25 protein-coding genes and 1 tRNA gene are annotated in these 23,284 nt (G+C 61.5%); 16 read left to right on the top strand and 10 right to left on the bottom strand.

What is annotated here, in order from left to right; genetic code table 11:
• Window positions 1–54: 54 nt before the first annotated feature.
• Window positions 55–1,308, top strand: coding sequence for a GNAT family N-acetyltransferase (locus tag J5289_RS08840; protein ID WP_257625431.1), 1,254 nt, complete (start codon window positions 55–57; stop codon window positions 1,306–1,308).
• An 8-nt stretch (window positions 1,309–1,316) separates the two neighbouring features.
• Here the strand turns inward: J5289_RS08840 and J5289_RS08835 are convergent, their stop codons facing one another.
• A complete protein-coding gene (locus tag J5289_RS08835; protein WP_209206586.1) occupies window positions 1,317–3,554 on the bottom strand; it encodes an exopolysaccharide transport family protein in 2,238 nt (745 codons plus the stop codon).
• Window positions 3,555–3,730: 176 nt separating this feature from the next.
• On the opposite strand from J5289_RS08835, the gene J5289_RS08830 reads away from it, so the two are divergent.
• The 9 genes from J5289_RS08830 (at window position 3,731) to chrA (ending at window position 13,070) form a co-directional block, all read left to right on the top strand.
• The gene (locus J5289_RS08830; protein WP_209183446.1) at window positions 3,731–4,306 is read left to right on the top strand and encodes a polysaccharide biosynthesis/export family protein; all 576 of its coding nucleotides are present in this window, start codon (window positions 3,731–3,733) and stop codon (window positions 4,304–4,306) included.
• A gap of 6 nt (window positions 4,307–4,312) precedes the next feature.
• A complete protein-coding gene (locus tag J5289_RS08825; protein ID WP_209187383.1) occupies window positions 4,313–5,458 on the top strand; it encodes a glycosyltransferase family 4 protein in 1,146 nt (381 codons plus the stop codon).
• Window positions 5,459–5,536: 78 nt separating this feature from the next.
• Complete coding sequence (locus tag J5289_RS08820; RefSeq protein ID WP_142829540.1) at window positions 5,537–7,099, top strand: undecaprenyl-phosphate glucose phosphotransferase; 1,563 nt, start codon at window positions 5,537–5,539, stop codon at window positions 7,097–7,099.
• A 5-nt stretch (window positions 7,100–7,104) separates the two neighbouring features.
• Complete coding sequence (locus J5289_RS08815) at window positions 7,105–8,364, top strand: O-antigen ligase (RefSeq protein ID WP_209206587.1); 1,260 nt, start codon at window positions 7,105–7,107, stop codon at window positions 8,362–8,364.
• Window positions 8,361–9,563 (top strand): glycosyltransferase family 4 protein, encoded by a 1,203-nt coding sequence (locus J5289_RS08810; RefSeq protein WP_209183440.1) that lies wholly within the window; start codon window positions 8,361–8,363, stop codon window positions 9,561–9,563. Before J5289_RS08815 ends, J5289_RS08810 begins: the two co-directional genes overlap by 4 nt.
• The gene (locus J5289_RS08805) at window positions 9,560–9,850 is read left to right on the top strand and encodes a helix-turn-helix transcriptional regulator (protein WP_142829543.1); all 291 of its coding nucleotides are present in this window, start codon (window positions 9,560–9,562) and stop codon (window positions 9,848–9,850) included. The genes J5289_RS08810 and J5289_RS08805 overlap by 4 nt, the downstream gene beginning before the upstream one ends.
• Window positions 9,851–9,958: 108 nt before the next feature.
• Window positions 9,959–10,108: a hypothetical protein gene (locus tag J5289_RS08800; RefSeq protein ID WP_162854771.1), complete on the top strand. Its 150-nt coding sequence runs from the start codon at window positions 9,959–9,961 to the stop codon at window positions 10,106–10,108.
• 308 nt (window positions 10,109–10,416) lie between these two features.
• Window positions 10,417–11,373: a zinc-binding alcohol dehydrogenase family protein gene (locus J5289_RS08795; protein WP_209183438.1), complete on the top strand. Its 957-nt coding sequence runs from the start codon at window positions 10,417–10,419 to the stop codon at window positions 11,371–11,373.
• 305 nt (window positions 11,374–11,678) lie between these two features.
• Complete coding sequence (gene chrA / locus J5289_RS08790) at window positions 11,679–13,070, top strand: chromate efflux transporter (protein WP_209206588.1); 1,392 nt, start codon at window positions 11,679–11,681, stop codon at window positions 13,068–13,070.
• Window positions 13,071–13,124: 54 nt separating this feature from the next.
• On the opposite strand, the gene J5289_RS08785 is transcribed toward chrA, so the two are convergent.
• A tRNA-Pro gene (locus tag J5289_RS08785) sits at window positions 13,125–13,201 on the bottom strand.
• 222 nt (window positions 13,202–13,423) lie between these two features.
• Between J5289_RS08785 and J5289_RS08780 the strand changes: the two genes are divergently transcribed.
• The 3 genes from J5289_RS08780 (at window position 13,424) to J5289_RS08770 (ending at window position 14,379) form a co-directional block, all read left to right on the top strand.
• Window positions 13,424–13,708, top strand: coding sequence for a GCG_CRPN prefix-to-repeats domain-containing protein (locus J5289_RS08780; RefSeq protein ID WP_209183434.1), 285 nt, complete (start codon window positions 13,424–13,426; stop codon window positions 13,706–13,708).
• An 86-nt stretch (window positions 13,709–13,794) separates the two neighbouring features.
• Window positions 13,795–14,010, top strand: coding sequence for a hypothetical protein (locus tag J5289_RS08775; protein ID WP_209183432.1), 216 nt, complete (start codon window positions 13,795–13,797; stop codon window positions 14,008–14,010).
• Window positions 14,011–14,124: 114 nt separating this feature from the next.
• The gene (locus J5289_RS08770) at window positions 14,125–14,379 is read left to right on the top strand and encodes a hypothetical protein (protein WP_209183430.1); all 255 of its coding nucleotides are present in this window, start codon (window positions 14,125–14,127) and stop codon (window positions 14,377–14,379) included.
• A gap of 16 nt (window positions 14,380–14,395) precedes the next feature.
• Here J5289_RS08770 and J5289_RS08765 read toward each other — a convergent pair whose 3' ends face one another.
• Window positions 14,396–14,854: a YbaK/EbsC family protein gene (locus tag J5289_RS08765; RefSeq protein WP_209183428.1), complete on the bottom strand. Its 459-nt coding sequence runs from the start codon at window positions 14,852–14,854 to the stop codon at window positions 14,396–14,398.
• A 127-nt stretch (window positions 14,855–14,981) separates the two neighbouring features.
• Here J5289_RS08765 and J5289_RS08760 point away from each other — a divergent pair, with 127 nt between their 5' ends.
• Entirely contained in the window at window positions 14,982–15,170 is a 189-nt protein-coding gene (locus J5289_RS08760; protein ID WP_209183427.1) for a hypothetical protein, read from the top strand.
• A gap of 267 nt (window positions 15,171–15,437) precedes the next feature.
• Entirely contained in the window at window positions 15,438–15,743 is a 306-nt protein-coding gene (locus tag J5289_RS08755) for a response regulator (RefSeq protein ID WP_247749066.1), read from the top strand.
• A gap of 9 nt (window positions 15,744–15,752) precedes the next feature.
• Here J5289_RS08755 and J5289_RS08750 read toward each other — a convergent pair whose 3' ends face one another.
• The 6 genes from J5289_RS08750 to J5289_RS08725 all read right to left on the bottom strand — a co-directional run bounded on the left by J5289_RS08750 (window position 15,753) and on the right by J5289_RS08725 (window position 20,217).
• Window positions 15,753–16,295, bottom strand: coding sequence for a MerR family transcriptional regulator (locus J5289_RS08750; protein ID WP_142829561.1), 543 nt, complete (start codon window positions 16,293–16,295; stop codon window positions 15,753–15,755).
• A 172-nt stretch (window positions 16,296–16,467) separates the two neighbouring features.
• Complete coding sequence (locus J5289_RS08745) at window positions 16,468–16,806, bottom strand: integration host factor subunit alpha (protein WP_111220525.1); 339 nt, start codon at window positions 16,804–16,806, stop codon at window positions 16,468–16,470.
• A 105-nt stretch (window positions 16,807–16,911) separates the two neighbouring features.
• Window positions 16,912–17,883 (bottom strand): beta-ketoacyl-ACP synthase III, encoded by a 972-nt coding sequence (locus J5289_RS08740; RefSeq protein ID WP_209183425.1) that lies wholly within the window; start codon window positions 17,881–17,883, stop codon window positions 16,912–16,914.
• Between the two features lie 5 nt (window positions 17,884–17,888).
• Window positions 17,889–18,950, bottom strand: coding sequence for a phosphate acyltransferase PlsX (gene plsX / locus J5289_RS08735; protein WP_142829565.1), 1,062 nt, complete (start codon window positions 18,948–18,950; stop codon window positions 17,889–17,891).
• 103 nt (window positions 18,951–19,053) lie between these two features.
• Complete coding sequence (locus J5289_RS08730) at window positions 19,054–19,614, bottom strand: DUF177 domain-containing protein (protein ID WP_209183423.1); 561 nt, start codon at window positions 19,612–19,614, stop codon at window positions 19,054–19,056.
• 9 nt (window positions 19,615–19,623) lie between these two features.
• Complete coding sequence (locus tag J5289_RS08725; protein ID WP_209183421.1) at window positions 19,624–20,217, bottom strand: ubiquinol-cytochrome C chaperone family protein; 594 nt, start codon at window positions 20,215–20,217, stop codon at window positions 19,624–19,626.
• Between the two features lie 211 nt (window positions 20,218–20,428).
• Here J5289_RS08725 and J5289_RS08720 point away from each other — a divergent pair, with 211 nt between their 5' ends.
• Window positions 20,429–20,938, top strand: a complete 510-nt coding sequence (locus J5289_RS08720; protein WP_209183419.1) for an outer membrane protein assembly factor BamE — start codon at window positions 20,429–20,431, stop codon at window positions 20,936–20,938.
• 58 nt (window positions 20,939–20,996) lie between these two features.
• Here the strand turns inward: J5289_RS08720 and J5289_RS08715 are convergent, their stop codons facing one another.
• A complete protein-coding gene (locus tag J5289_RS08715) occupies window positions 20,997–23,141 on the bottom strand; it encodes a sodium-translocating pyrophosphatase (RefSeq protein ID WP_209183417.1) in 2,145 nt (714 codons plus the stop codon).
• Window positions 23,142–23,284 lie beyond the last annotated feature (143 nt).

The raw sequence follows: 23,284 nt of genomic DNA, 5'->3' as shown, positions 1-23,284 counted from the left end.
AATAGACGGCCTCGCCCCTAGCGTGCGCCTGCAGAACAGGCGCGGAGGCCAAAAGTGCGGACGGCGACAGGCGAAACCGGAACATCAGCCGATGGCGAAACCGGCGTCGTGGTGCAGCCTCGACCAGCAGCGCCGCTGCAGGCCGGCAGCGGCTCGCTGACGATCACCGTCAGCGACAGCATGGCGCCTCTGGAAGCGGAATGGCGTGGGCTAGAGCGAGACAGGCTGACATCCCTGCACCAGAGTTTCGGGTGGTGCACGGCCTGGGTCGAGACTTATCGGCCGACGCTTGCCATCCTGCGCGCAAGCATCGGCTCCGAAGTGGCTTTCATTCTGCCGCTAGAGATCGTCCGCAGCCATGGCGTCAGAACCGCACGCTTCATCGGCGCTCCTCGCAGCAACATTAATACCGGCTTGTTCTCCGCGAAATTTCTTGCCGACGTCACAACCCTTTCGGCAGGTGTTCGGGCGGCCATCGCTGCCGCGTTGCGCGGGCATGCCGATCTGCTGTTGCTGTCGAACCTGCCGCTGGCATGGCGCGGTCGTGTCAGCCCGCTCGCGTCCCTGCCCTCCGTCGAAAACCAGAACCGTGCCTTCCAGTTGCCTCTGCTGGGCTCATTCGAGGAAACGCTCAGCCAAGTCAATGCGAAACGGCGTCGCAAGAAGTATCGGTCCCAGACCAAGTTTCTCAACGAAATCGGTGGCTTCGAGCATGTCGTCGCCACGACGCCGGAGGAAAAGCGACAGATGCTCGATCTTTTCCTGCAGCAGAAGGCAGAACGGTTCAGAGCGGCCGGGCTGCCAGATGTCTTCCAGGGGAGCGACGCCCGCGACTTCCTGCTACGCTTGCTCGCGACGAAAAATATCGAGGGCGACAGCATCGCGCTCGAATTGCACGCCATCAGGCTCAAGGGACGGCATGACGGTCATCTGCCGGCCATTGCAGCCCTTTCGCGCAAGGGAGACCACGTCATCTGCCAGTTTGCCTCAATCGACGAGAGCGTGGTCCCGGAGGCCAGCCCCGGCGAACTGCTGTTCTGGGTGATGATCGAGAAGTGCCAGGAATCCGGCATCGCGCTGTTCGACTTCGGCATCGGCGACCAGCTCTACAAGCGCTCGTGGTGCCCGGTGCAGACGGTGCAGCACGATATCCTGCTGCCGGTCTCGCCACTCGGGAGGGTCGCCGCCTTCGGGCAGAGAAGTCTGACGCGGGCAAAGGCGCTGATCAAGGGTAACCCGCGCCTGTACAGTGCCATCCAGAAACTGAGGGCTCGCCGCCAGCAGGCGGCAACGCTGGACGGAGCCTGAAGCAAGCCTCAGGCGGCGGTGCGGTGCCGGTCCTCGTCACCGTCGCTGCTGATGCCGGACATCAGCACGAGATGCTCGTAGCCGGCCTGCTGGAAATCATGCATGACGGCGACGAACTTCGCCTCATCCGGCACGGGCATGGAGAGGATGATCTCGATATCCTTGCTGCGCGTCAATTTCGCAATCCCGTCGACGTTGACCGCACCGCATTCGACCAGCACCAGATCATAGGCCGACACGAGTGCTTCGAGGATCAGCGAAAGCCGGTCGGCTCCGCGCATGGCGCTTGCAAGATCGCTTGCTCCGAGCGGCACCAGATGGGCGTCCGACAGGCGGTCGGGATGGATGGTGTCGGCAAACGCTGCTTCACCGCACAAAAGGTCGGTCACGCCGGGAAGTCCCGGCTTGTCGGCCATCAGGCGCGTCGGGCAGGCTGTGCCGGTCATGTCGACCAGGACCACGCGGCGGCCGCTGTCGGCGATGGTGCGGGCCAGCATGACGGTGGCAGTCGAACCCGCGTCACCATCCGGCGAGACTGCGATTGCCATCGGCACCTTGGCATCGATGAAGTATTCGGCGACCGATGGGATCGAGAAGTCCTCCACCGCCTCGACAGTGGCGGCAGGCAGCGCTTCAGGCTCAGCGACGACAGCCGCTGCCGGGGGCTGCATAATTGTCTCCGGCTGAACGGCAGCCCGTTCGGGCGCCTGCACTCTGCGTGTTGCCGACAGCAGGCTTGCGGGCACTACCGCACGGCGGAGCGGCGCGGCTGTCGCACTCGGCAGGCCATCGTCTTCGAACATGGTCGCACGGCGCGCACCGTCATTGGGCAAGCCCACCGGCCGCAGGGCGCGACCGCTGAACAGCTCCATAAGCATGATGACAATGGCACTGAGCACGAAGGCTGCAACGGCGGCGATGACCACGATCGGCCCGACCTTGGGGAAGTAGGGGTCAACCGGCTCGACCGCACTCGACACGATCCGGGCATCGGCAGGGCTGGAATTCTTGTCGGAACGGGAGGCAGCTTCGCGGTAGCGGGCGAGATAGGTCTCGAGCAGCTGCCGCTCGGCGGTTGCCTCACGCTCAAGCGCATTGAGGCCGACGGTGTCTTCGCCGGCACGGGCGCTGTCCGCCTTCAGGAGCTTCGACTGCGCCAACAGCTGCTGCTCGCGCATCGCGGCGATCTTTGCCTCGTTGTCGATGCCGGTCAGGATCTTGCGGGTCTCGCGGGTGATCTGCGAGCGGATGTCGGCCAGCTGGGCGCGCAGGCTCTTCAGCCGCGGGTGACCGTCCATCAGCGTCGTCGAAAGGTCCGAAATCTGCGATTCGAGGCTGGACTCGGTCGTCTTCAGACGCTGCATTGTCTGCGAGCCGCTGACGTCGTTCAGCGTGTCGGTGGGGCCGCCGGAGGCCAGGGCGTTACGTACGGCCTGGGCACGGGCATCGGCATTCGCCTTTTCGCCGCGCACCTGGGCAAGCTGCGTCGAGATGTCGGTCAGTTGCTGGTTGGAAAAGCTGGTGGTGTCGTTGGTCTGCAGCAGGCCATTGGCACTGCGGTAATCTGCAACCTTCTTTTCCGCTTCCGCCACCTTGATGCGCAGGTTGGCGATCTCCGGCTCCAGCCAGCGGGTTGCCTCGGCATTGGAATCGAGCTTGGCGCCGCTCTGCATCGAGAGATAGACCGAAGCCATGGCGTTCGGAACGCTTTCGGCGAGCTTCGGATCCCGCGAGGTGAACTGGATGCCGATGACGCGCGACGTGTTGATCTGGTAGACCTGCAGCCGCTCGGTAAAGGCATCGAGGATGCGCTCCTCCGGTGCCTTGTCGGATGAAGGCTTTTTCAGATGCAGGGTGACCAGCAGACCGGACAGCGCCGACGACCGCGCACTGTCCTCGAACTCCGGCAGGTCGTAGAGCTTCAGCTGGGTAATCACCTGCTTGATAAGGTCGGCCGACTGCAGGATCTGCACCTGGCTGGCGATATTGAGTTCATCGAGCAGAGACGCATCGTTGCTGCCGGCGCTTGCTTGGTTGCTCGTGGTGGCAAAAGCCGCAGCGCGCGGCTCGATCAGCACCCTCGTCTCGCTGCGATATTCGGGCGAGACGACCTTGGCGATTACGAAGGCGACAAGAGCAGCGGCAGTGACGATCAGCACCACGCGCAGCCGCCGACGCCATACGGCCCGGAAAAGCTGGCTCAAATCAATGTCGACATCCTGCTGGCTGCTGTTTACGCCGGGCATACCGCACTCCGATACTCGTTTGGCGGCAACCGTAAACGACTATGGTAACGCAAGGGTTAAGGCCCCTCTTCTGCTGAACCGGCCCATTATGCGCAATTTGTCGTCCCGATTTACCGTCTGTTAACCCTAACAGACTGATAACGGGTTCATGATTTTATTCCTTTGTGAGCACGCGGATGTCTTTCGCTAAGCGTAACATCGTCTTCGTCCTGAGCATGGTTGTCCTCGGCACCGCCCTGAGCGGCTGCGTGAGCTATCAGCCAGCGCCGGAGGCGTTCAGCGCCGCGACTATCCAGCCTTACCGGCTCGATAGCGGCGACCGCCTGCGTGTGACCGTCTTCGAGCAGCAGGCTCTCACGAATACCTATACGGTAGATCAGGCCGGTTATATCTCGGTGCCACTGATCGGCCAGGTGACCGCTCGTGGCAAGACGATGCAGCAACTGTCCGGCGAGATCGCGTCGAAGCTGAAGCAGGGCTACCTGCGCGACCCGGACGTCTCCATCGACGTCGACCGTTATCGCTCGATCTATGTCATGGGCGAAGTCGGCCAGCCAGGCCAATACTCCTATGTCCCCGGCATGACGATCCAGAACGCGGTGGCAGCCGCCGGCGGCTTTACGCCGCGCGCCTATCAGGGCAATACGGACGTTACCCGCAAGATCAACGGCCACGTGATGACAGGGCGCGTCGGAATTTCCGATGCGGTGCTTGCAGGCGACACAATCTACGTCCGCGAAAGGCTGTTCTGATTATCAATGGCGAAGCCTTTGCGCATTATCCATTGCTTCAGGTCGCCCGTTGGCGGGATCTTCAGGCATGTGCGCGATCTGGCCGAGCAGCACAGCCGGGCCGGCCATCACGTCGGGATCGTCTGCGACAGCCTGACAGGCGGAGCGCATGAGGATGCGCTGTTTGACGAAATAAAGCCGTTCTTGACACTCGGCCTGACGCGCATGCCGATCCGCCGTTCGGTGAGCTTCGCGGACATGCCGGCGATTTGGCGGGGCTACAGGACGATCAAGAGTTTGCGGCCGGACGTGCTGCACGGACATGGCGCCAAGGGCGGCATGCTGGCGCGCGTCATCGGCACAGTGTTGCGGGTGAACAAGTATCGCGTTGCCCGCGTCTATACCGCCCATGGAGGCAGCCTGCATTTTTCAAAGGCGTCTCTCAAGGGACGCGCGGTGTTCACGATGGAACGCCTGCAGGAACGCCTGACGGACGCGCTGATTTTCATCTGCGATTTCGAGAGACACGCCTACGAGGCGAAGGTCGGCCCTCCCTCCCCCATGTCGAGGCTCGTCTACAACGGCATCAACGAGCGGGATTTCAGGACTGTTCCAACCCGATCAGACTCCGTCGACTTCGTCTATATCGGCATGCTTCGGGACCTCAAGGGTCCCGATCTGTTTATAGAGGCCTTTGGGCAGACCGAGAGGCTGGTCGGTCGGCCATTGTCGGCGCTGTTGATCGGCGATGGGCAGGACCGGGAAAAATACATGAGGATGATAGTCGCGGGCGGACTTTATCCGCGCGTCGGCATTCTCCCCGCCATGCGCATCGAGGACGCCCTGTCGATGTCGCAGACCGTCGTCGTTCCCTCCCGCGCCGAATCCATGCCCTATATCGTGCTCGAGGCACTGGCGGCCAGCAAGGGCGTCATCGCATCGGCAGTCGGTGGAATTCCCGAAGTACTGGGCGCAACCAGCGAGGGTCTCGCCAAGGCCGGCAACGTCGCCGACCTTGCGCGCATCATGGCCGCCTCGATCACGGAACCGGACTGGCGTATCCGCGCCATGCCCGGTCTTGAAATGATACACAAAAGATTTTCGGCGCCCGTTATGGCCGGCGAAGTTCTGAAGCTGTATACAGACATACTGGATCTACAGGCCAGTTCCTAAAATTTAACCTACCTTACTAAGCCATCCTTAGGGGCCTTTCGATAGAAATTGATACGTCAGTGAGACGGATCGAGAGCGATGACGAATATCGAAAAGCCTGATGACTTCGACCTCGACAAAATTCGCAAGAGCGTCTCGGAAATCCGTGCCCGCAGTCCCGACGAAAAGGTCGAGGCCGAGGGCACCGTCAAGCTCAATCCGTTTGCGCGGCAGATCGCCGAGCAGTTTCGCGAAGGCAATTACACGCCGTCGATCATCATCGGCCAGTTCATGCTGTTCGAGTTCGTGTCGTTACTGGCGCTGGGACTGCTGCTGCTTTACCTGCGTTTCGGCAGTCCGACCTATGAAGCGCTGATCCAGGTCCCAATCACGGTGCTTGTCGCCGGGATCAATATTCTCTCGCTGCAAGTTTTCGACACCTACCAGATACCGGTGCTGCGCGCGCCGACGCGCCACCTCCGCCGCATTGTTCTCGGTTGGGCACTGCCGTTCGTCGCAATGCCGCTGTTTGCGATTGCCCTGAAGATGCTGCCGACCTTCCCGCCGCGGCTGATCATGAGCTGGTGCCTGATCGGCATGGCGTTCCTGTTTGCGGAGCGGCTGCTGTTTGCCTGGGGCATTCGCCGCTGGGCGCGCAACGGCATCATGGAACGTCGCGCGGTCATCGTCGGCGGCGGTCAACCTGCCAAGGAATTGATCCGGGCGCTGGAGGATCAGGTCGACAACGATATCCGCATTTGCGGCATTTTCGATGACCGGGGAGAAAGACGATCGCCCGTCGTCGTCGCCGGCTATCCGAAACTCGGCACAGTCGCCGAGCTCGTGGAATTTGCCCGCGTCACCCGTATCGACATGCTGATCATCGCCCTGCCGATATCTGCGGAGGAGCGTATCCTGCAGCTTCTCAAGAAGGTGTGGGTGCTTCCGGTCGATATCCGGCTCGCCGCCCATGCAAACAAGCTGCGCTTCCGGCCGCGCGCCTATTCGCATGTCGGCTCTGTGCCGATGCTGGACATCTTCAACAAGCCGATCCCGGACTGGGATTCTGTCGCAAAACGGGTGTTCGACGTGTTTTTCAGCGTGCTGGCACTGCTGTTGCTCTGGCCGGTGATGGTCGGCGCGGCGATTGCCATCAAGCTCAATTCCAAGGGCCCGGTGTTCTTCATGCAGAAGCGCCACGGCTTCAACAACGAGATCATCAAGATCTTCAAGTTCCGCTCCATGTATACCGACATGAGCGACCCCACCGCCCGCAATGCCGTCACCAAGGGCGATCCGCGCGTTACCAGCGTCGGCCGCTTCATCCGCAAGTCGTCCATCGACGAACTGCCGCAGTTGTTCAACGTTCTGCTGGGCACACTGTCGCTGGTCGGCCCACGCCCCCATGCGGTTGCCGCCGCCAGCCATGACCGATCCTATGGCGATGTTGTCGAGGGCTATTTTGCCCGCCACCGCGTCAAGCCGGGCGTTACCGGCTGGGCGCAGATCAACGGCTGGCGCGGCGAGATCGACAATGACGACAAGATCAAATTCCGCACGGCCTACGACCTCTATTACATCGAGAACTGGTCGCTGCTATTCGATCTCAAGATCCTATTCCTGACGCCGATCCGCCTGTTCAACACCGAAAACGCCTATTGAGCCCGATGAGCACGTTCGCCACCCCATCACCGCAGGTCACCCAACCGCAGCTCGCCGCGCTGCGGCTGATCGGCACCGGCTGCGTTGCGTTCGGCGTCTTCCTCTCCGGCTTCGTCGTCGCAGAACCGGCGCCGTACGAACTGTGGATGGCGATGCTGATCGGCCTCTGGTTCATGCTCGGCCTGCGCATCTCGCGCAGCGTGGCGCCGTTGCTCATGCTGTTTCTGACATTCAACATCGGCGGGATGCTGTCGATGACGCAGATGCGCGATCTCGGCAGCGCAGAAATGGACGCACCGATCTATATCGCCGTCTCCACCTTTCTTGCCCTCAGCGCGGTGTTCTATGCGGCCATCATCGAGCACAACGGGAACGTGCTGAAGCTCATGTTCAAGGTCTGGGTGGCTGCCGCCATCATCACGGCCTTGCTCGGCATTCTCGGCTATTTCCATGCCTTCCCCGGCGCCGGCATGTTCACTCGCTACGACCGGGCGATGGGTGCCTTCCAGGATCCGAACGTCTTCGGCCCCTATCTGGTGGCGCCGACGCTCTATCTCATCCATGGCGTCATCATCGGCGACCTCCGCAAGGCGCCCCTGAAGGCAATCGGACTGACGATCCTTGCACTCGGCATTTTCCTGTCGTTTTCGCGCGCCGCCTGGGGCCTGTTCGCCTTCTCGTCGGTGGCGCTGGTGTTCTTCATGCTGCTCAAGCACCGCAGCAATACGTTTCGCCTGCGCATCCTGGTCATGACGCTGACGGCAATCCTGCTGCTTGGCGCAGCCCTCCTGGTCGCCCTGCAGTTCCACCAGGTCAGCGACCTGTTCTCGACCCGCACCCAGCTGGTGCAGGACTACGATGGAGGGCACCTCGGGCGCTTCGAGCGCCATCGGATCGGCTTCCTGCTGTCGATGCAGCGCCCGCTCGGCATCGGGCCGCTTGTGTTTGCGACGATGTTCCGCGAGGACGAACATAATATCTGGCTGAAGACTTTGACGACCTACGGCTGGATCGGTTTCTTCTGCTGGGTGAGCATGATCTGCTGGACCATCTATATCGGCTTCAAGAACGTTTTGAAGGAACGGCCCTGGCAGCCGTTCCTGATGATTGCCTGGATCGTCGTCCTCGGCCATGTCGGCATCGGTAACGTCATCGACACGGATCACTGGCGCCATCTCTACATGCTGATCGGGATCGTATGGGGCTGCGGTGCGCTCGAAGTTCGCCACCAGCATCGGCTTGCCCGGGGAGAAATCGCGGCATGAACGTCAGCACCGCGATTACGCACCTGTCGATGCTGCAGATCCTCGAGCCCGGCGGCGGCGGCTCCGGCCGGCATTTCCTCGACCTCTGCCGGGCCATGCAGCACCGTGGCCATGCCGTGACGGCGATCTATTCACCGGTGCGCGCCGAACAAAAATTCGTCGACGAGCTTGAGGGCATGGGCCTCACCGCCGTGCATTCCGTCGGCATGAAGCGGGCTCTCGGCCCGGCCGACCTCACCGCCTGGCTGGAAATCCGCCGGCTCATCGCCGCGCATGGTCCATTCGACCTGATCCATGGCCACAGTTCGAAGGCCGGGGCTCTCGCGCGGCTTCGGTTCCCGTGGTCGAAGACGCCGGTGCTCTACACGCCGCACGCCTTCCGGACGATGGACCCCTCGCTCGGAGCAAAGCCGCGCTTCGTCTTCGGCAGCATCGAGCGGCTTCTCGGCGCGTTCTTTTCCGACCGGGTGATCTGCGTCTCGCGCGACGAATACGACCATGCCGTCTCCATCGGCATTCCGAGACGCCGGCTACGGGTCGTCTACAACGGCGTCGCCCGACCGCCGGTCGGCGAACGCCAGGCAATTCGTACCCGCTTCGGCATTGCTCCGGACGACATCCTCTTCGGCTTCGTCGGCAGGCTTTCGGCCCAGAAGGCGCCGGAACGGCTTGTCGCCGCCTTTGCGCGCGTGGCCGAACAGCTGCCTTCCGCCAAGCTGCTGATGATCGGCAGCGGCGAGCTCGAAGACGAGGTCAGGCAGCGTATGGCTGCGGCCGGCCTCGGAAACCGTGCGCATCTCGACAGCAGCATCCACGGCCCTGTCGCCATCGACGCTTTCGATATCGTCGTCATGCCGAGCCGCTACGAGGCCATGTCCTACGTCATGCTGGAGGCAGCATCGGGTGCCAAGCCACTGATCCTGACCGACGTCGGCGGCGTCAGCACGGTGCTCGAAGACGGCCGCAACGGCATCAGGATTGCCAACAGCGACGATCCGGCAGAGTTGGCGGCCGCGATGGTCAGCGCTGCAGAGCCGGAGACCAGAACGATCTTCACGGCCGAGGCGCAGCGGCGCCGCAACCGATACACGCTGTCAGGGATGGCCGACGAAACCGAGGAAATCTATTTCGAATTGCTCGGCCATCAGTTGCCCACCCTCTTGAGAACGCCGGAGAATGCCCTAGAGTTGAAGGCATGATCACAGCAGCACAAATCCGCGCCGCCCGCGCCATGACCGGCCTTTCACTGCAACAGCTGGCGGACGCCGCCAGGCTCAGCTCAGCCGAGGTCGAAGCCATCGAAACCGGCACTGAACCCGCCAACAGCCACGCTGTCTCGGCCATCCGCGCCGCGCTCGAGGCCAGCGGCATACAGTTTCTCGCCGATGGTAGCCAGGATGGCGGCGGCGCCGGCCTTAGACTGAAACACACCCACGGCGACGAAGGCACACGCCCCGAAAACCTCAATTCCACCAACGACGACTGAATTTCTCCTTTCGACACAATTTCCACGGCAGCGCAACAATTCCTGCAACGCACGGAACAAAAGCGGCAGTCGCGCATTCTGCTCCCGCATTACGCTCAGGGGGACATCTTGAATCGCAGCAACGGGCTCTATCTCATTATCGGCGCACTGATCGTCGCCGTCATCGGCCTCGGCGCCTATGTTTATCACGAAAAGCAGAAACCCGAGGGTGTCGAACTCACCATCGGCAAGAACGGCGTTTCAGTCGAACAGAAATGACCGGCGGGGGTCGGTCGCTTCTCTCGACGCTGCCGACCCCGCACTCCGTTATGATAACGTTCCCCTCTTGGATGACCCACAGTTGCCTCCACCCTGAATTCAGGCTGTACAGTATCAGCAACTGTCTGAGACAGCGCTCAAGTTCAGTCGCTCCCCTCTTCACCCACCTCTACAGTCGATACAAAGCCACCAAAATCATTAGGCCTGCTACGCAATGACGTCCTCATGCGCTTGTCTGCGGCGTAGGGCACACTACATCTGCGCGGTCTGTCGCCCCATGGCGGCTTATCCCACAAGGAGAAAAGCCAGTGAAAGCTGCAATCTACAGCGAACCAGGCACGCCGGATGTTTTTCATTATGGTGAGGTTGCCGATCCTGTTCCAGCCGACGACGAAGTGCTCATCCGCGTCGAGGCTATCAGCATCGAGGGCGGCGACCTGATCAACCGGGCGCTGACGCGCCAGGGTGCCGACGAAGTGGTCGGCTATGCGGCCGCAGGCACGATCCTGCAGGTTGGCGAGGCTGTGACAGGGCTATCCGTCGGGCAGCGCGTTGCAACTTTCCAATGGAAGGGATCGCATGCCACTCTTCGCGCGGTTACGGCGGCAAATTGCTTCATCGTTCCAGACGGCCTCGACATAGGAGTAGCGTCCGCCATTCCGGTCGGCCCCGGCACGGCCGCCTATGCGCTCAAGCTCGGTGATTTGCAGAGCGGCCAGACCGTCCTCGTCCTCGGTGCCAGCGGCGGCGTCGGTCTTGCCGCCGTCCAGCTTGCCGCCAAGGCCGGCGCACGGGTAATCGGCACCGGCACCAAGGCAGAGAGCCTCGCAAAGCTCAAGGCCTATGGCCTCACGGACGCAATCGTCACCGCTGACCAGCCGGCGAGCGAACACGTCCGTGCGCTTCTCGGGGGCAACGAGGTCGATCTCATCATCGACAATGTCGGCGGCGACGCACTGGTCGATTCTCTCAAGGTGTTGAAGGACGGCGGCAAGGCTGTGTTGATCGGCGTCTTCGGCGGCCGCAGCACGATGATCGATGCGGGCCAGATCCTGATGCACCGCCACGTCATCATCGGTTGTCTCCTCGGTACGGCAATGACCGATCCCCAGGCACGCAGGCTGATCGAGGAACTGTTCCCGATGGCCAAGGACGGTTCCCTCAATGTCCCGATCGATGCCACGTTCCCCCTCTCCGAGACAGCCGCCGCGCACCGACGGGCAGAAGAACGCGGCCGCATCGGTCGCGTCATCATGACGGTCTAGGCTTTCAGGCGCATTTGTGTGCCTCGAACTGAAGTTACAGGCGGCGCACCGTCGCCTGTGACACGCAAGCGGCAGCCTCCCGGAGCCGGCAACGCCTCACCCGCTTGACAGCCGCCCTGTGCCGCTGCCACTGATGTGCGGGCTGCGTAACGCAACGCGGCGTGCTCTGGAGCGATGTCCACGGCAAACACATCCCGTCAGGACGCGTCATGCCGTTACCCCTGCAGATCTGGATCATTGGGCGGAGACAAGGGTCCCACCTTGCCGGCACCTCTATCGCCATACGCTGCCGGAAGAGTTGAACCTTGGCAGATCGCGTCATAGTCGTGGCTCCCGACAGTCCCCCAGCGCACGGCATTGCCTTTGGCGAGGCGCTGCTGGTGTGGGCTCGGATCGCCGCCCTGAGCTTCGGGGGCCCGGCCGGACAGATTGCGCTGATGCACCGGATTATCGTCGAGGAGAAACGCTGGGTCGGTGAAGCGCGCTTCCTGCATGCCTTGAACTACTGCATGCTGCTGCCTGGCCCGGAAGCACAGCAATTGGCGATCTATCTAGGCTGGCTCCTCCACCGCACGGCTGGCGGGCTTGTCGCAGGCACGCTGTTCGTACTTCCCGGTTTCGTGGCAATCCTTGGCCTCAGCTATCTCTACGCCGCCTTCGGGGATGCCGGCATGGTGGCCGGCCTGTTTTTCGGCCTGAAGGCGGCGGTTCTTGCGGTCGTCGTCCAGGCAGTCCTGCGGATTGGCGGACGGGCGCTGAAAAACCCCGCAATGATCGCCATCGCTGCCACGGCGTTCGTGGCGATCGCAGCCTTCCATGTGCCGTTCCCGCTGATCATCGTTGCGGCCGGCCTCGCTGGCTATGCCGGATCACGGGCGGGACTTGGCTGGTTCCGGATCGATAGCGGCCACCGATCGGGCTCCGGGCGGGTTATGCCGGATGCAGACTCCGCGCTTGGGGAGGACACCCCAGAGCACGCACGTCCTGACGTCGGCTGGTCCTTGCGAATAGCCATCGTCTTTCTCACCCTGTGGCTCGGACCGGTGATCCTTCTTCATGTCCTCTTGGGCGCGGACAATGTCTTTACCCAGATTGGCGTCTTCTTCAGCAAGATGGCGGTCGTCACCTTCGGTGGCGCCTATGCGGTGCTTGCCTATGTGGCACAGGAGGCCGTGCAGCACTACGGATGGCTGAAACCCGGGGAAATGCTCGACGGGCTCGGCATGGCCGAAACGACCCCAGGCCCGCTGATCATGGTGACACAGTTCGTCGGCTTCATGGGCGCCCTGCGCAATCCGGGGAGCCTGAACCCAATGCTCGCGGCAACGCTGGCCGCCATTCTGACGACGTGGGTAACCTTTGTGCCGTGCTTTCTCTGGATCTTCCTCGGTGCGCCGTTCATCGAGCGCATGCGCAGCAATGTCGCTCTTTCCGCCGCCATGTCGGCGATAACAGCTGCAGTGGTCGGCGTCATCCTCAACCTGGCGATCTGGTTTGCCGTCCATACGCTTTTCGGAGCAGTCCGGGCAGGCATCGGCCCTGTCAGCCTCGAAATCCCGATTTTAGCCTCGGCAGCCATTCCCGCCATGACTTTGTCGCTGGCAGCGGCCATCGCGATTTTCCGCTTCAAAGCTTCCGTTGTCACGACGATGATAGCCTGCGCGCTCGCCGGCATGGCATGGACCGCGCTACGGTGAAGCAGCCAGCCTGAGGTTTTTTTGTGATTTTACCAGGGATATCAAGGAGATAATTGGTCGGGGCGACAGGATTTGAACCTGCGACCCCTTGACCCCCAGTCAAGTGCGCTACCGGGCTGCGCTACGCCCCGACCTGCCTAAAAGGCTTGGTCTGATTAGTCTTTCGACTTTCTGGACGCAAGCGAAAAAATGCCGGGTGCCGAATGAATTTGTGAGGGGCGCGAGATTCCTGTCGGCAGCCGTATCAGGGCGCTCCCAGAATGCCCGATTTTTGCCCGGAAATGGCCTAACTCGGTTCATCAGCCGTTCAGACCTGCGGTCGCTAAATAAGCCGTCCAATAGGAGGAAGTTTGATGAAGAACATGATTATTGCCTCTGCAATTCTGGTCGGCGGTTTGTTCGCGACAGGCGCGAGCGCAATGCCTGCGGTCTCGATCGCCAAGGCCCCGACCGTCGTCGTGCAGGTGGATTACGTCTGCGGTCCCGGCTTCCACCAGACGCCGTGGGGCGATTGCCGACGCAACGGCTGGCGCCGTTTGCCGCCACCGCCACCGCGTTTCTACGGTCACCATCGCCCGCCGCCACCCTATTGGGGTGACCGGAGATGGCACCACCACCGCCACTACGACGACTACTGAGATCGTCGCATAAAATCCACTCGCGAGGGGGAACGAACGAGGCCAGGCCCGCGTTTCCCGTCGCCAATCCAAATGGAGGAAATCCCATGAAAAACCTGATCATAGCTGCTGCAATCGCAGTGACTTCCATCGTGTCATTCGCACCGGCCTCATATGCCGACACGGTCACCACCGTGACGACGCGCGAACGGCCGATGCACCGCGGCTGGCATCATCCCCCACGCCGTCACTGCTACGTCAAGGTGACAAAAGTGCGTCACCATGGCCAGCTAGTAGTCCGCAAGACGCGCGTTTGCCGTTAATCGCCCGGACTGCCCGCGTTCGCGCGGGCAGTCCATCGAATGACGTTGCCGAATGACGTTGCTATCGGAACTTCGCAGCCACTTGGCTGTTTTTCTGCAACACAGGAGAAGAAGATGGCAAAGAACGACGAAGACCTCCACGCCGGCTTTACCGGCACGCCCGTAGAGCCTTCCGACAGCGTCGCCGAAAAGGCAAAGGCTGTCGTTTCTGGCCTGAAGGACGAGGCAAGCGCCGTATCAGCAGCGGCGGTCGAACACCCGCACACGGCGACTGCGCTGCTGGTGACCATCGGTGCCATCGCATTCGGTCTCGGCTACGCGCTCGGACACTCTTCCGGCGTTAACAGCCGCCAGCGCTTCTGGCGCTAACTAGGCAACAACCAAATTACTGGCAGACGTCGACCCACTGAGCACCGGTGAGATCTACCATTCGCTGCGGCGACAATCTCACTGCCGAGTTTGTCGCCCCGGCCGCCGGAAGAACTTCCGCGTAGGCCTGCAACGATACATCGCAGTAAATGGGCAAGTCCGTTGCGAGACCAAACGGGCAGACGCCACCGACGGGATGTCCCGTCAGTGTTGCCACATCTTCCAAATCCAGCATCCGGGGCTTGGCGCCGAGCGCCTCGCGGCTCTTCTTGTTGTCCAGCCTCGCAGTACCGCTCATGACGACAAGGATGACCTTGTCGCCGACCCTCAGGCAAATCGTCTTGGCGATCTGGCCAGGTTCCACGCCGTGAGCAGCAGCGGCCATGGCAACGGTAGCGGAGCTTTCGGCCGTTTCGATAATCGTCAGGTCTGGCGCATTGGCTTCGAAAAAGCGTCTTACAGTTTCCAGTGTCATGGTCCACGGATGCCATAGGCCTCCACGGGGTGCAAGCCCGGCGGCAACGGGGGAATTCGTCGCCTCCCGTCAGGAACATTCCCCAGGATTCGACGTTAGCGAGGTGGGCTACAGGAGGACTGGTACCATGAGCACTTATATCGACAGCAAGACAATCGAGAACGCCGCCAACAGGCGCGTGTGGAGCGTTTCCGAATTTGCCCGGCGCTACCGGCTGGACAAGACTGAGGAAGACAAGTTGTTGGCGCTTCTAGGGCCCTTCGCGCTCGAACACGAACTGCTGATGAACGCCCAGCGGCGCCCGGTTTTCCGGTAGAGTGAAATCCGCGACAGTTTGCGACGGGCGCCTAAGGCGTCCGTTTTGTTTTCGAGGCGGTATTCCGGCTCAGCATTTCGTTCCAGGCGGGGCATAGCTCCGCTACATGACATAGATGTGTGCCACCGAAAAAGCAGACGGTCCGCTAACGGACCTTGACACCCCGTCGTTTCAAGCCAAATAAGCTGCTGGTAGGGTTGAACAGGGGAACACATATTCGTGACACACCGCAGAATTCTGGTCGTAGAAGACGATGCGCTCATCGCCATGCTTTTGGAAGATATGCTTTCGGAACTCGACTACGCGGTTGCCGGTACGGCAGCGGATTTGGAAGACGCGCTTGAAATGGCGAAGGGTGGCGCCTTCGATGCAGCTATTCTCGACGTGTCTCTGGCAGGTAAGAGCTCGCTGCCGGTTGCACGTCTGCTCGATGAGAAGAACAAGCCCTATATCTTTGCCACCGGCTACGGCGTCCTGCCCGAGGGCATGGAAGGCAGCGGTCGTCAGCTGCTCAACAAGCCCTACCAGCTACACCAGCTGGAAGCCGCCCTTACCAGCCTCAACATCGGCTGAGGCCTCCGGTCAGCGAACCTGATCGAGTAGACGCTTGCATTCCAGCAGATCGTACAGCGCTTCCTGCAACAGCGCACGATCTTCCTTGCCCACAGTCGACCCGCCCAGTGAAATCTCCGGAGCGCCCTCTTCGCCGCCTCCGAAATTGAAGAACCGACGGCTGGTCGGAGTCTTGGCGCGGCCGACGATCTGGTCTTCCTCGGCGGTGCTGACCCGTGGTTCGGACGGAGCCGGCTCCTGTACCGCAGCAGCAAGCGCCTCGACGCTGGCAAGGTCGCCACTGCCGACCGCGATCACGAACTTGTTGCCATTCGTCTTCAGAAGCTTCTGGACGCCCTTGATCGTGTAGCCGTGGTCGTAGAGAAGATGGCGGATGCCCTTTAGCAGATCGACGTCTTCCGGCCGGTAATAGCGGCGGCCGCCGCCCCGCTTCATCGGCTTGATCTGCAGGAAGCGGGTTTCCCAGAAGCGAAGAACGTGCTGGGGGAGATCGAGATCGTCAGCGACTTCGCTGATGGTGCGGAAAGCATCCGGGCTTTTGTCCAACGTCACTCTCCCTGCACGACCATTCTCGCCATCTGGTAACGAATCGCTATATTTCAAAGGTTTGCGACACGCATTTCAAGTGCAGTCTGCGGGTGTTACACAATGAACACCAGCATTATGCGAAAATATGTGTTGGAAAATTGATCGAAGATGCCCGCTGCAAAAGCGGTTAGCCCGTTCAGGCCACGGGCGCTGCGGGCTTGACCTTGGTCTTGCGGCTCGTATGGGCCTTGAGGATGCGGGTCTTCAGCACGTTGGATGCTTTGAATGTCATCACCCGGCGCGGCGATATCGGCACTTCCTCGCCCGTCTTCGGATTGCGGCCGATGCGCTCGTTCTTGTCGCGCACCTGGAACGTCGCAAACGACGAAAGCTTGACGATTTCGCCCCGCACGATGGCGTTGCAGATCTCGTCGATCACGGTTTCGACCAGTTCCGCGGATTCGGTACGGGACAGGCCGACCTTCCGGAACACCGACTCTGCCAAGTCTGCCCGCGTGACTGTCTTACCGGTCATGGTTCCCCGCCCATCGTGTTCTGGAATTGTGGTCGCCGCGAGAGAGTATTGCCCTTGCGCCGAACGGTCAAGCTCTTGTTCGGAATCGGAATTTGGGTTTGGCCGCTACCAACGCAGCAACACCGCACCCCAGGTAAACCCGCCGCCCATGGCTTCCAGCATCACCAGATCGCCCTTCTTGATCCGCCCGTCTCCGGCAGCAGTCGCAAGCGCCAGCGGAATGGAGGCAGCCGAGGTATTTCCGTGAAGATCGACGGTGATGACGACCTTCTCCGGCGGAATGCCGAGCTTCCTCGCGGAACCGTCGATGATGCGGCGGTTGGCCTGGTGCGGCACCAGCCAGTCGAGATCGTCGGCAGTGGTGCCGGTGGCCTCGAAAGCGGCAACGATGACATCGGTGATCATTCCGACCGCATATTTGAAGACCTCGCGGCCTTCCATGCGCAGCTTGCCGACGGAGCCCGTCGAGGATGGCCCGCCGTCGACGAAGAGCTTGTCCTTGTGTGCCCCATCAGAGCGCAGACTGGCAGTCAGCACGCCGCGATCCGCAACAGTGCCCTCGCCTTCAGCCTTTTCCAGAATCAGCGCGCCTGCCCCGTCTCCGAACAGCACGCAGGTGGTGCGGTCGTTCCAGTCGAGGATGCGCGAGAAGGTCTCTGCACCGATCACCAGCACACGGTTGGCAAGGCCGCCGCGTATGTAGGCATCGGCAGTGGTGACGGCATAGACGAAACCGCTGCAGACCGCCTGAAGGTCGAATGCGAAGCCGTGGTGCATGCCCAGACGGTTCTGGATATTGACCGCAGTCGCTGGAAAGGTGTTGTCCGGCGTCGAGGTGGCAAGGATGATCAGGTCGATGTCAGCGACCGTCAGGCCGGCATTGTCGAGCGCAGCACGGGCAGCGGCTTCGCCGAGCGATGCGGTGGTCTCACCATCTCCGGCGATGTATCGCTGGCGGATGCCGGTGCGTTGGACAATCCAGTCATCGGACGTATCGACGACGGTTTCCATTTCGCGATTGGTCATCACGCGCTTCGGAAGCGCTGCCCCGAAGCCGCGGACTACTGAACGGATCATGCTGATTATACCTCGTCGCTCATGACAGCTTCCGGCCCGATGGGCGGCAGACGCATGGCATGATATCTCTTGAGATCGTTTTCTATTTTCTGAGTGAGGCCGTTTTTGGCCATATCGTAGCCGACGTCGATAGCTGCTGCGAAGGCGTCAGCGGTGGCGCCGCCATGGCTCTTGATGACGATGCCGTTGAGGCCGAGGAACACGCCGCCATTGACCTTGCTCGGATCGAGCTTTTCACGCAGCATGTCGAAAGCACCCTTGGCGAAAAGATAGCCGATGCGGGCCATCAGGGTCCGGTTCATCGCCGAGCGCAAATAGCCGGCGATCTGCTTGGCTGTTCCTTCCGCCGTCTTCAGGGCGATGTTGCCGGAAAAGCCCTCGGTCACAACGACGTCGACGGTGCCCTTGCCGATGTCATCGCCTTCGACGAAGCCGAAATATTCCAGCGATTCGAGATTGGCCTCGCGGATCAGGCGGCCGGCATCCTTGACCTCTTCCTGTCCCTTCATCTCCTCGACACCGACGTTCAGCAGCCCGACCGTCGGTCGTTCCACCTCGAACAGCGCACGCGCCATGGCGCCGCCCATCAGGGCAAAATCCAGCAACTGCTGCGAATCGGCACCGATGGTCGCGCCGACGTCGAGTACGATGCTCTCGCCGCGCAGCGTCGGCCAGATCGCAGCAATAGCGGGCCGTTCGATGTTGGCCATGGTGCGCAGGCAGAACTTCGACATCGCCATCAGCGCGCCGGTGTTGCCGGCGGACACGATAACGTCGGCCTCGCCGAGCTTCACCGCTTCGATCGAGCGCCACATGCTCGAGACATTGCGACCGCGACGCAGCGCCTGGCTGGGCTTCTCGTCCATGGCGACTGCGACTTCGCAATCGTAGAATACGGACTTTGCCTTGAGCTTGGGAAACTTGTCGATCAGCGGTTGGCAAAGGTCTTTCCGGCCATAGAGCAGGAAGGAGATTTCCGGGTGCCTTTCCAGCGCCTTGGCAGCACCGGGGATGACAACTCCAGGGCCGAAGTCGCCACCCATAAGGTCGAGAGAAATTCTGATCACGCCTGACTGATCCTTTTTTTCCGCCACATTTGGCGAAATTTCGGCCAAAATACCGTTTTTCATTTGCCTTACAACTGAATTGTGCCGAAGGGGCCGCGGAAGCCTATTCCTTCTTCCAGTTCTTTAGAGCAGCAAATGCTGACGGTTTGACGTCATTGTCGGCGGTATCCTCGATATGGTCCTCGAAGTCCAGACCGGGCTTGCGCGGATAGGGTTCGATGCCCATTGCAGCAAATTCCGTGACGATAGAGCCGGCATCGATGACATCGCCGACAAAGGTCTCGGGCAGGTCGTCACCGTCGGGGTTGAGCACCAATTCGCCTGAGGGCTGAACCGGGACGCGGGCGAGCTTCGATCCCTCTGGAACGAACAGCTGGTCGAACTCCTCGTCGATCTCGGATGCGACCGGGTCGAGCGACACGACGCACTCCTGAACGATCCGCGCCTTGACAGTGCCCCTCACCCTGACGCCATCGCGCTTCCAGCGGGAGATCTTCAGCTCGGCCTTGAGATCGTCGACCGAGACGACATTCCACAGAGCAGCCAGGCCCGTGCGTTCAGCCTCGTCGGCTTCGAGACGCACCTCGATCGGATTGAGCGAAATATGCCCAACCTTGACGTTGTAGGAAAACGGGTTTTCGGCTGTCGCCGTCTTGTTCTTCATCTTTGCCTCCTATGCCGGCACCGGCAGTGACGCCGAGCCTGTGGCAATTTCCGCTTCCGAAATGCCCGACAGATGGTTTTCCGCCGACATCATCCAGTCGGCCAATCCCAGCATGTCAGGCGCATCGTCGCGCGGTTCGGGATATATGTTGCGGCGTAGCGCCTGCGCGAGTGCCTCACGATCGTTGCTGTCCATCGCCGCAGCGTAGGATTCGAGACGACCGTAAAACATGCCGGCCAGTTTCTTCATCCGCTTCGGCACGCCGTTGTCGCCGACGCCGAGTTCCCGGATCGAATAGTCGATATCCTGGAAGAATGCATCGACAATTTCCTGGGCAATCTCCTGGCCGCTGGTCCGAGACGACCGGGTGCGGCGAAAAAACAGGATCATGACGGCCGACAGCATTTCGAAACGGCCCATCACCGTGTCCGGGACGTCCAGCACGGCATAAAAGCCGGGCTGGCGGGCTGCAGCGGTCAGGGCCGCATATTGCCGCTCGACGATCGTCCGATTGTGATTCTTTTTGGCAAAGAGCCCGAAGATCATCGAATTTCCCAGAATTGGCCCATTCGGCGCGCCGCATGGCGCCGGCCCTTGTTGCATCCGTCAAAAAGCTGGTTTACCGAAGCAGGCGCGAATTGCAATGCCGTTGGTGCCCTTGCGGGAACCGCCCGATCTGTCCGGCCCTGGTGCCACGACAGTCGCTTCAGGGCCATTCGTCCATCACCGGATTTTCCGCATATCGCGGAAACGCCATAATGATGTGCGCAGCAAGTGTTCCGGGCGGTCGGCCGCAGGATTGATAGATAGGGAGATGTCGTTGACGCGACGGGATTTCAAGTCGGACAGAACTTTCATCCGGGGCGCCACCATCGCCCTGCTGATTGCCACCGCAGGGATTGCAGGCTGCCAGACCGGTGACGTCATGAATGGCGGCTACATCTTCGACCAGCAGTCGCTCGATCTGGTGCCGGTCGGTTCCAGCCGCGAGCAGGTGCTGCTGTCGCTGGGCACGCCATCGACGACGGCGACGTTCGACGGCGAGGTGTTTTATTACATCTCCCAGAAGCGTACGCGCCCGGTGGCCTTCATGAAGCCGCACCTGGTCGCCCAGTCGATCCTGGCGATCTACTTCGACACGGACGGTGTCGTGAAGCAGCGGGCGAACTACTCGCTGAAGGACGGCAAGCCGTTCGACATGATTTCGCGCACGACGCCAACAGGCGGCAAGGACATGACCTTCCTGCAGCAGGTCCTGATGGGCAGCGGCACGGGTGCCAATGGCGCCAAGAACCTGCTGAACACCGTCAACCCGGGCCAATAAGCCCACCAAACAAGACGAAGCCCGCGACGCACTCATGCGCCGCGGGCTTTTTGTTGTATCAGGCTGACCGAGCCAGCACCGCCAGCAGCAGCAGGGCGACGATGTTGGTGATCTTGATCGCCGGGTTGACGGCGGGACCGGCCGTATCCTTGTAGGGATCGCCAACGGTATCGCCAGTCACAGAGGCCATGTGTGCCTCCGACCCCTTCATGTGCCGCACACCGTCCTTGTCGACGAAACCATCCTCGAACGACTTCTTGGCATTGTCCCATGCCCCGCCGCCCGATGTCATCGAGATGGCGACGAACAGGCCGTTGATGATGACGCCGAGCAGCGAGGCACCCAACGCCGCAAAGGCCGAGGCCTTCGACCCCGATATCAGCAGCACTCCGAAATAGACCACGACTGGCGCCAGCACCGGCAGCAGCGAAGGGACGATCATCTCGCGGATGGCCGCCTTCGTCAGGATATCCACGGCCCGACCGTAATCCGGGCGCTCGGTGCCGAGCATGATGCCGGGCTTTTCGCGAAATTGCCGGCGTACTTCCTCGACGATGGCACCGGCGGCGCGGCCGACCGCTGTCATGGCGATGCCGCCGAACAGGTAGGGAATCATGCCGCCGAAGAGCAGTCCGGCGACAACGTAGGGATTGGCGAGATCGAAGGAAATCGCCCCCATGTTGGCGAAGTAGGGAAACAGGTCGCCATGGGCGGCGAAATATTTCAGGTCGTTGGAATAGGCGGCAAACAGCACGAGGGCGCCGAGGCCGGCAGATCCGATGGCATAGCCCTTGGTGACGGCCTTGGTCGTATTGCCGACCGCATCCAGCGCATCGGTAGATTTGCGGACCTCAGGCGGCAGATGGGCCATTTCGGCAATGCCGCCGGCATTGTCGGTGACCGGACCGAAAGCGTCGAGCGCGACGATCATTCCGGCGAGGCCCAGCATTGCCGTGACGGCGATGCCGGTGCCGAAAAGGCCACCGAGCTGGTAGGTGGCAACGATGCCGCCGATGATGACGATGGCCGGCAGCGCCGTCGATTCGAGCGAAACAGCCAGTCCCTGGATGACGTTGGTTCCGTGACCAGTCACCGACGCCTGGGCGATGGAGACCACCGGGCGCTTGCCTGTCGCGGTGTAGTATTCGGTGATGACGACGATGAGGGCCGTAACAAGCAGACCGACGAGACCGCAGTAGAAGAGGTTGAGGCCGGAGACATCGACGCCGCCGACTGTTCCGATCGAGCCCCAGCCGATGGTGACCGATGTCGCGACGGCGAGCCCTGCGATCGACAGCAGCCCGGTGGCAACCAGGCCCTTGTAGAGCGCGCCCATGATAGAACCGTTGGGGCCGAGCTTGACGAAGAAAGTGCCGATGATCGAGGTGATGATGCAGGTGCCGCAGATGGCGAGCGGATAGACCATGGCGACCGGCAGGATGGCGCTGCCTGCAAAGAAGATCGAAGCCAGCACCATGGTGGCGACGACGGAGACGGCATAGGTCTCGAACAGGTCGGCCGCCATGCCGGCGCAATCGCCGACATTATCGCCTACGTTATCAGCGATGGTCGCGGGATTGCGCGGGTCATCCTCCGGAATGCCGGCCTCCACCTTGCCGACAAGATCGCCACCGACATCGGCGCCCTTCGTGAAGATACCGCCGCCGAGGCGGGCAAAGATCGAGATCAGCGAGGCGCCGAAGCCGAGTGCGACCAGCGCATCGACGACATCTCGCGAGCCGGGATCGTGACCGAGAATGCCGGTGAGGACGCCATAGTAGACGGAGACGCCGAGCAGAGCGAGACCGGCCACCAGCATGCCGGTGATCGCGCCGGATTTGAAAGCGATATCGAGGCCTGCCGACAAGCTAACAGACGACGCCTGTGCGGTGCGGACATTGGCGCGCACCGAGACGTGCATACCGATGAAGCCGGCGGCGCCGGAGAGCACTGCGCCGATTAGGAAGCCGATCGCCGCCTCGCCCGAAAGCAGCCACCAGGCGGCGAAGAAGACGACGAGGCCTACGATGGCAATGGTTTTATATTGGCGCGTCAGATAGGCCTGCGCGCCTTCGCGAATATAGCCGGCAATTTCCTGCATTCGCGCATTGCCCTGGTCGGCGGCAAGCACCGAGCGGGTCGCCCATCCCGCATAGAGCAGCGACAGCACCCCACATGCAATGACGCCAAAAAGTATAAGCATTCGATCTTCCCTCCCAAAAAGCCGGCGCTTGTCTCCCCCGGCCGCAAAAGGCATCGGTCGCCACCTCCTCCAAGGATAGCGGCCTTTGCGGAAGGCGAGATTGCGTGCGGGACAACCGCGCGTCAAGACGGGCGGTAGGCAAA

Origin of the sequence: Rhizobium sp. B230/85 (assembly GCF_019355735.1) — a bacterium.
Lineage (GTDB): Bacteria > Pseudomonadota > Alphaproteobacteria > Rhizobiales > Rhizobiaceae > Rhizobium > Rhizobium rhododendri.
This window is presented reverse-complemented; position numbering and strand designations above follow the sequence as displayed.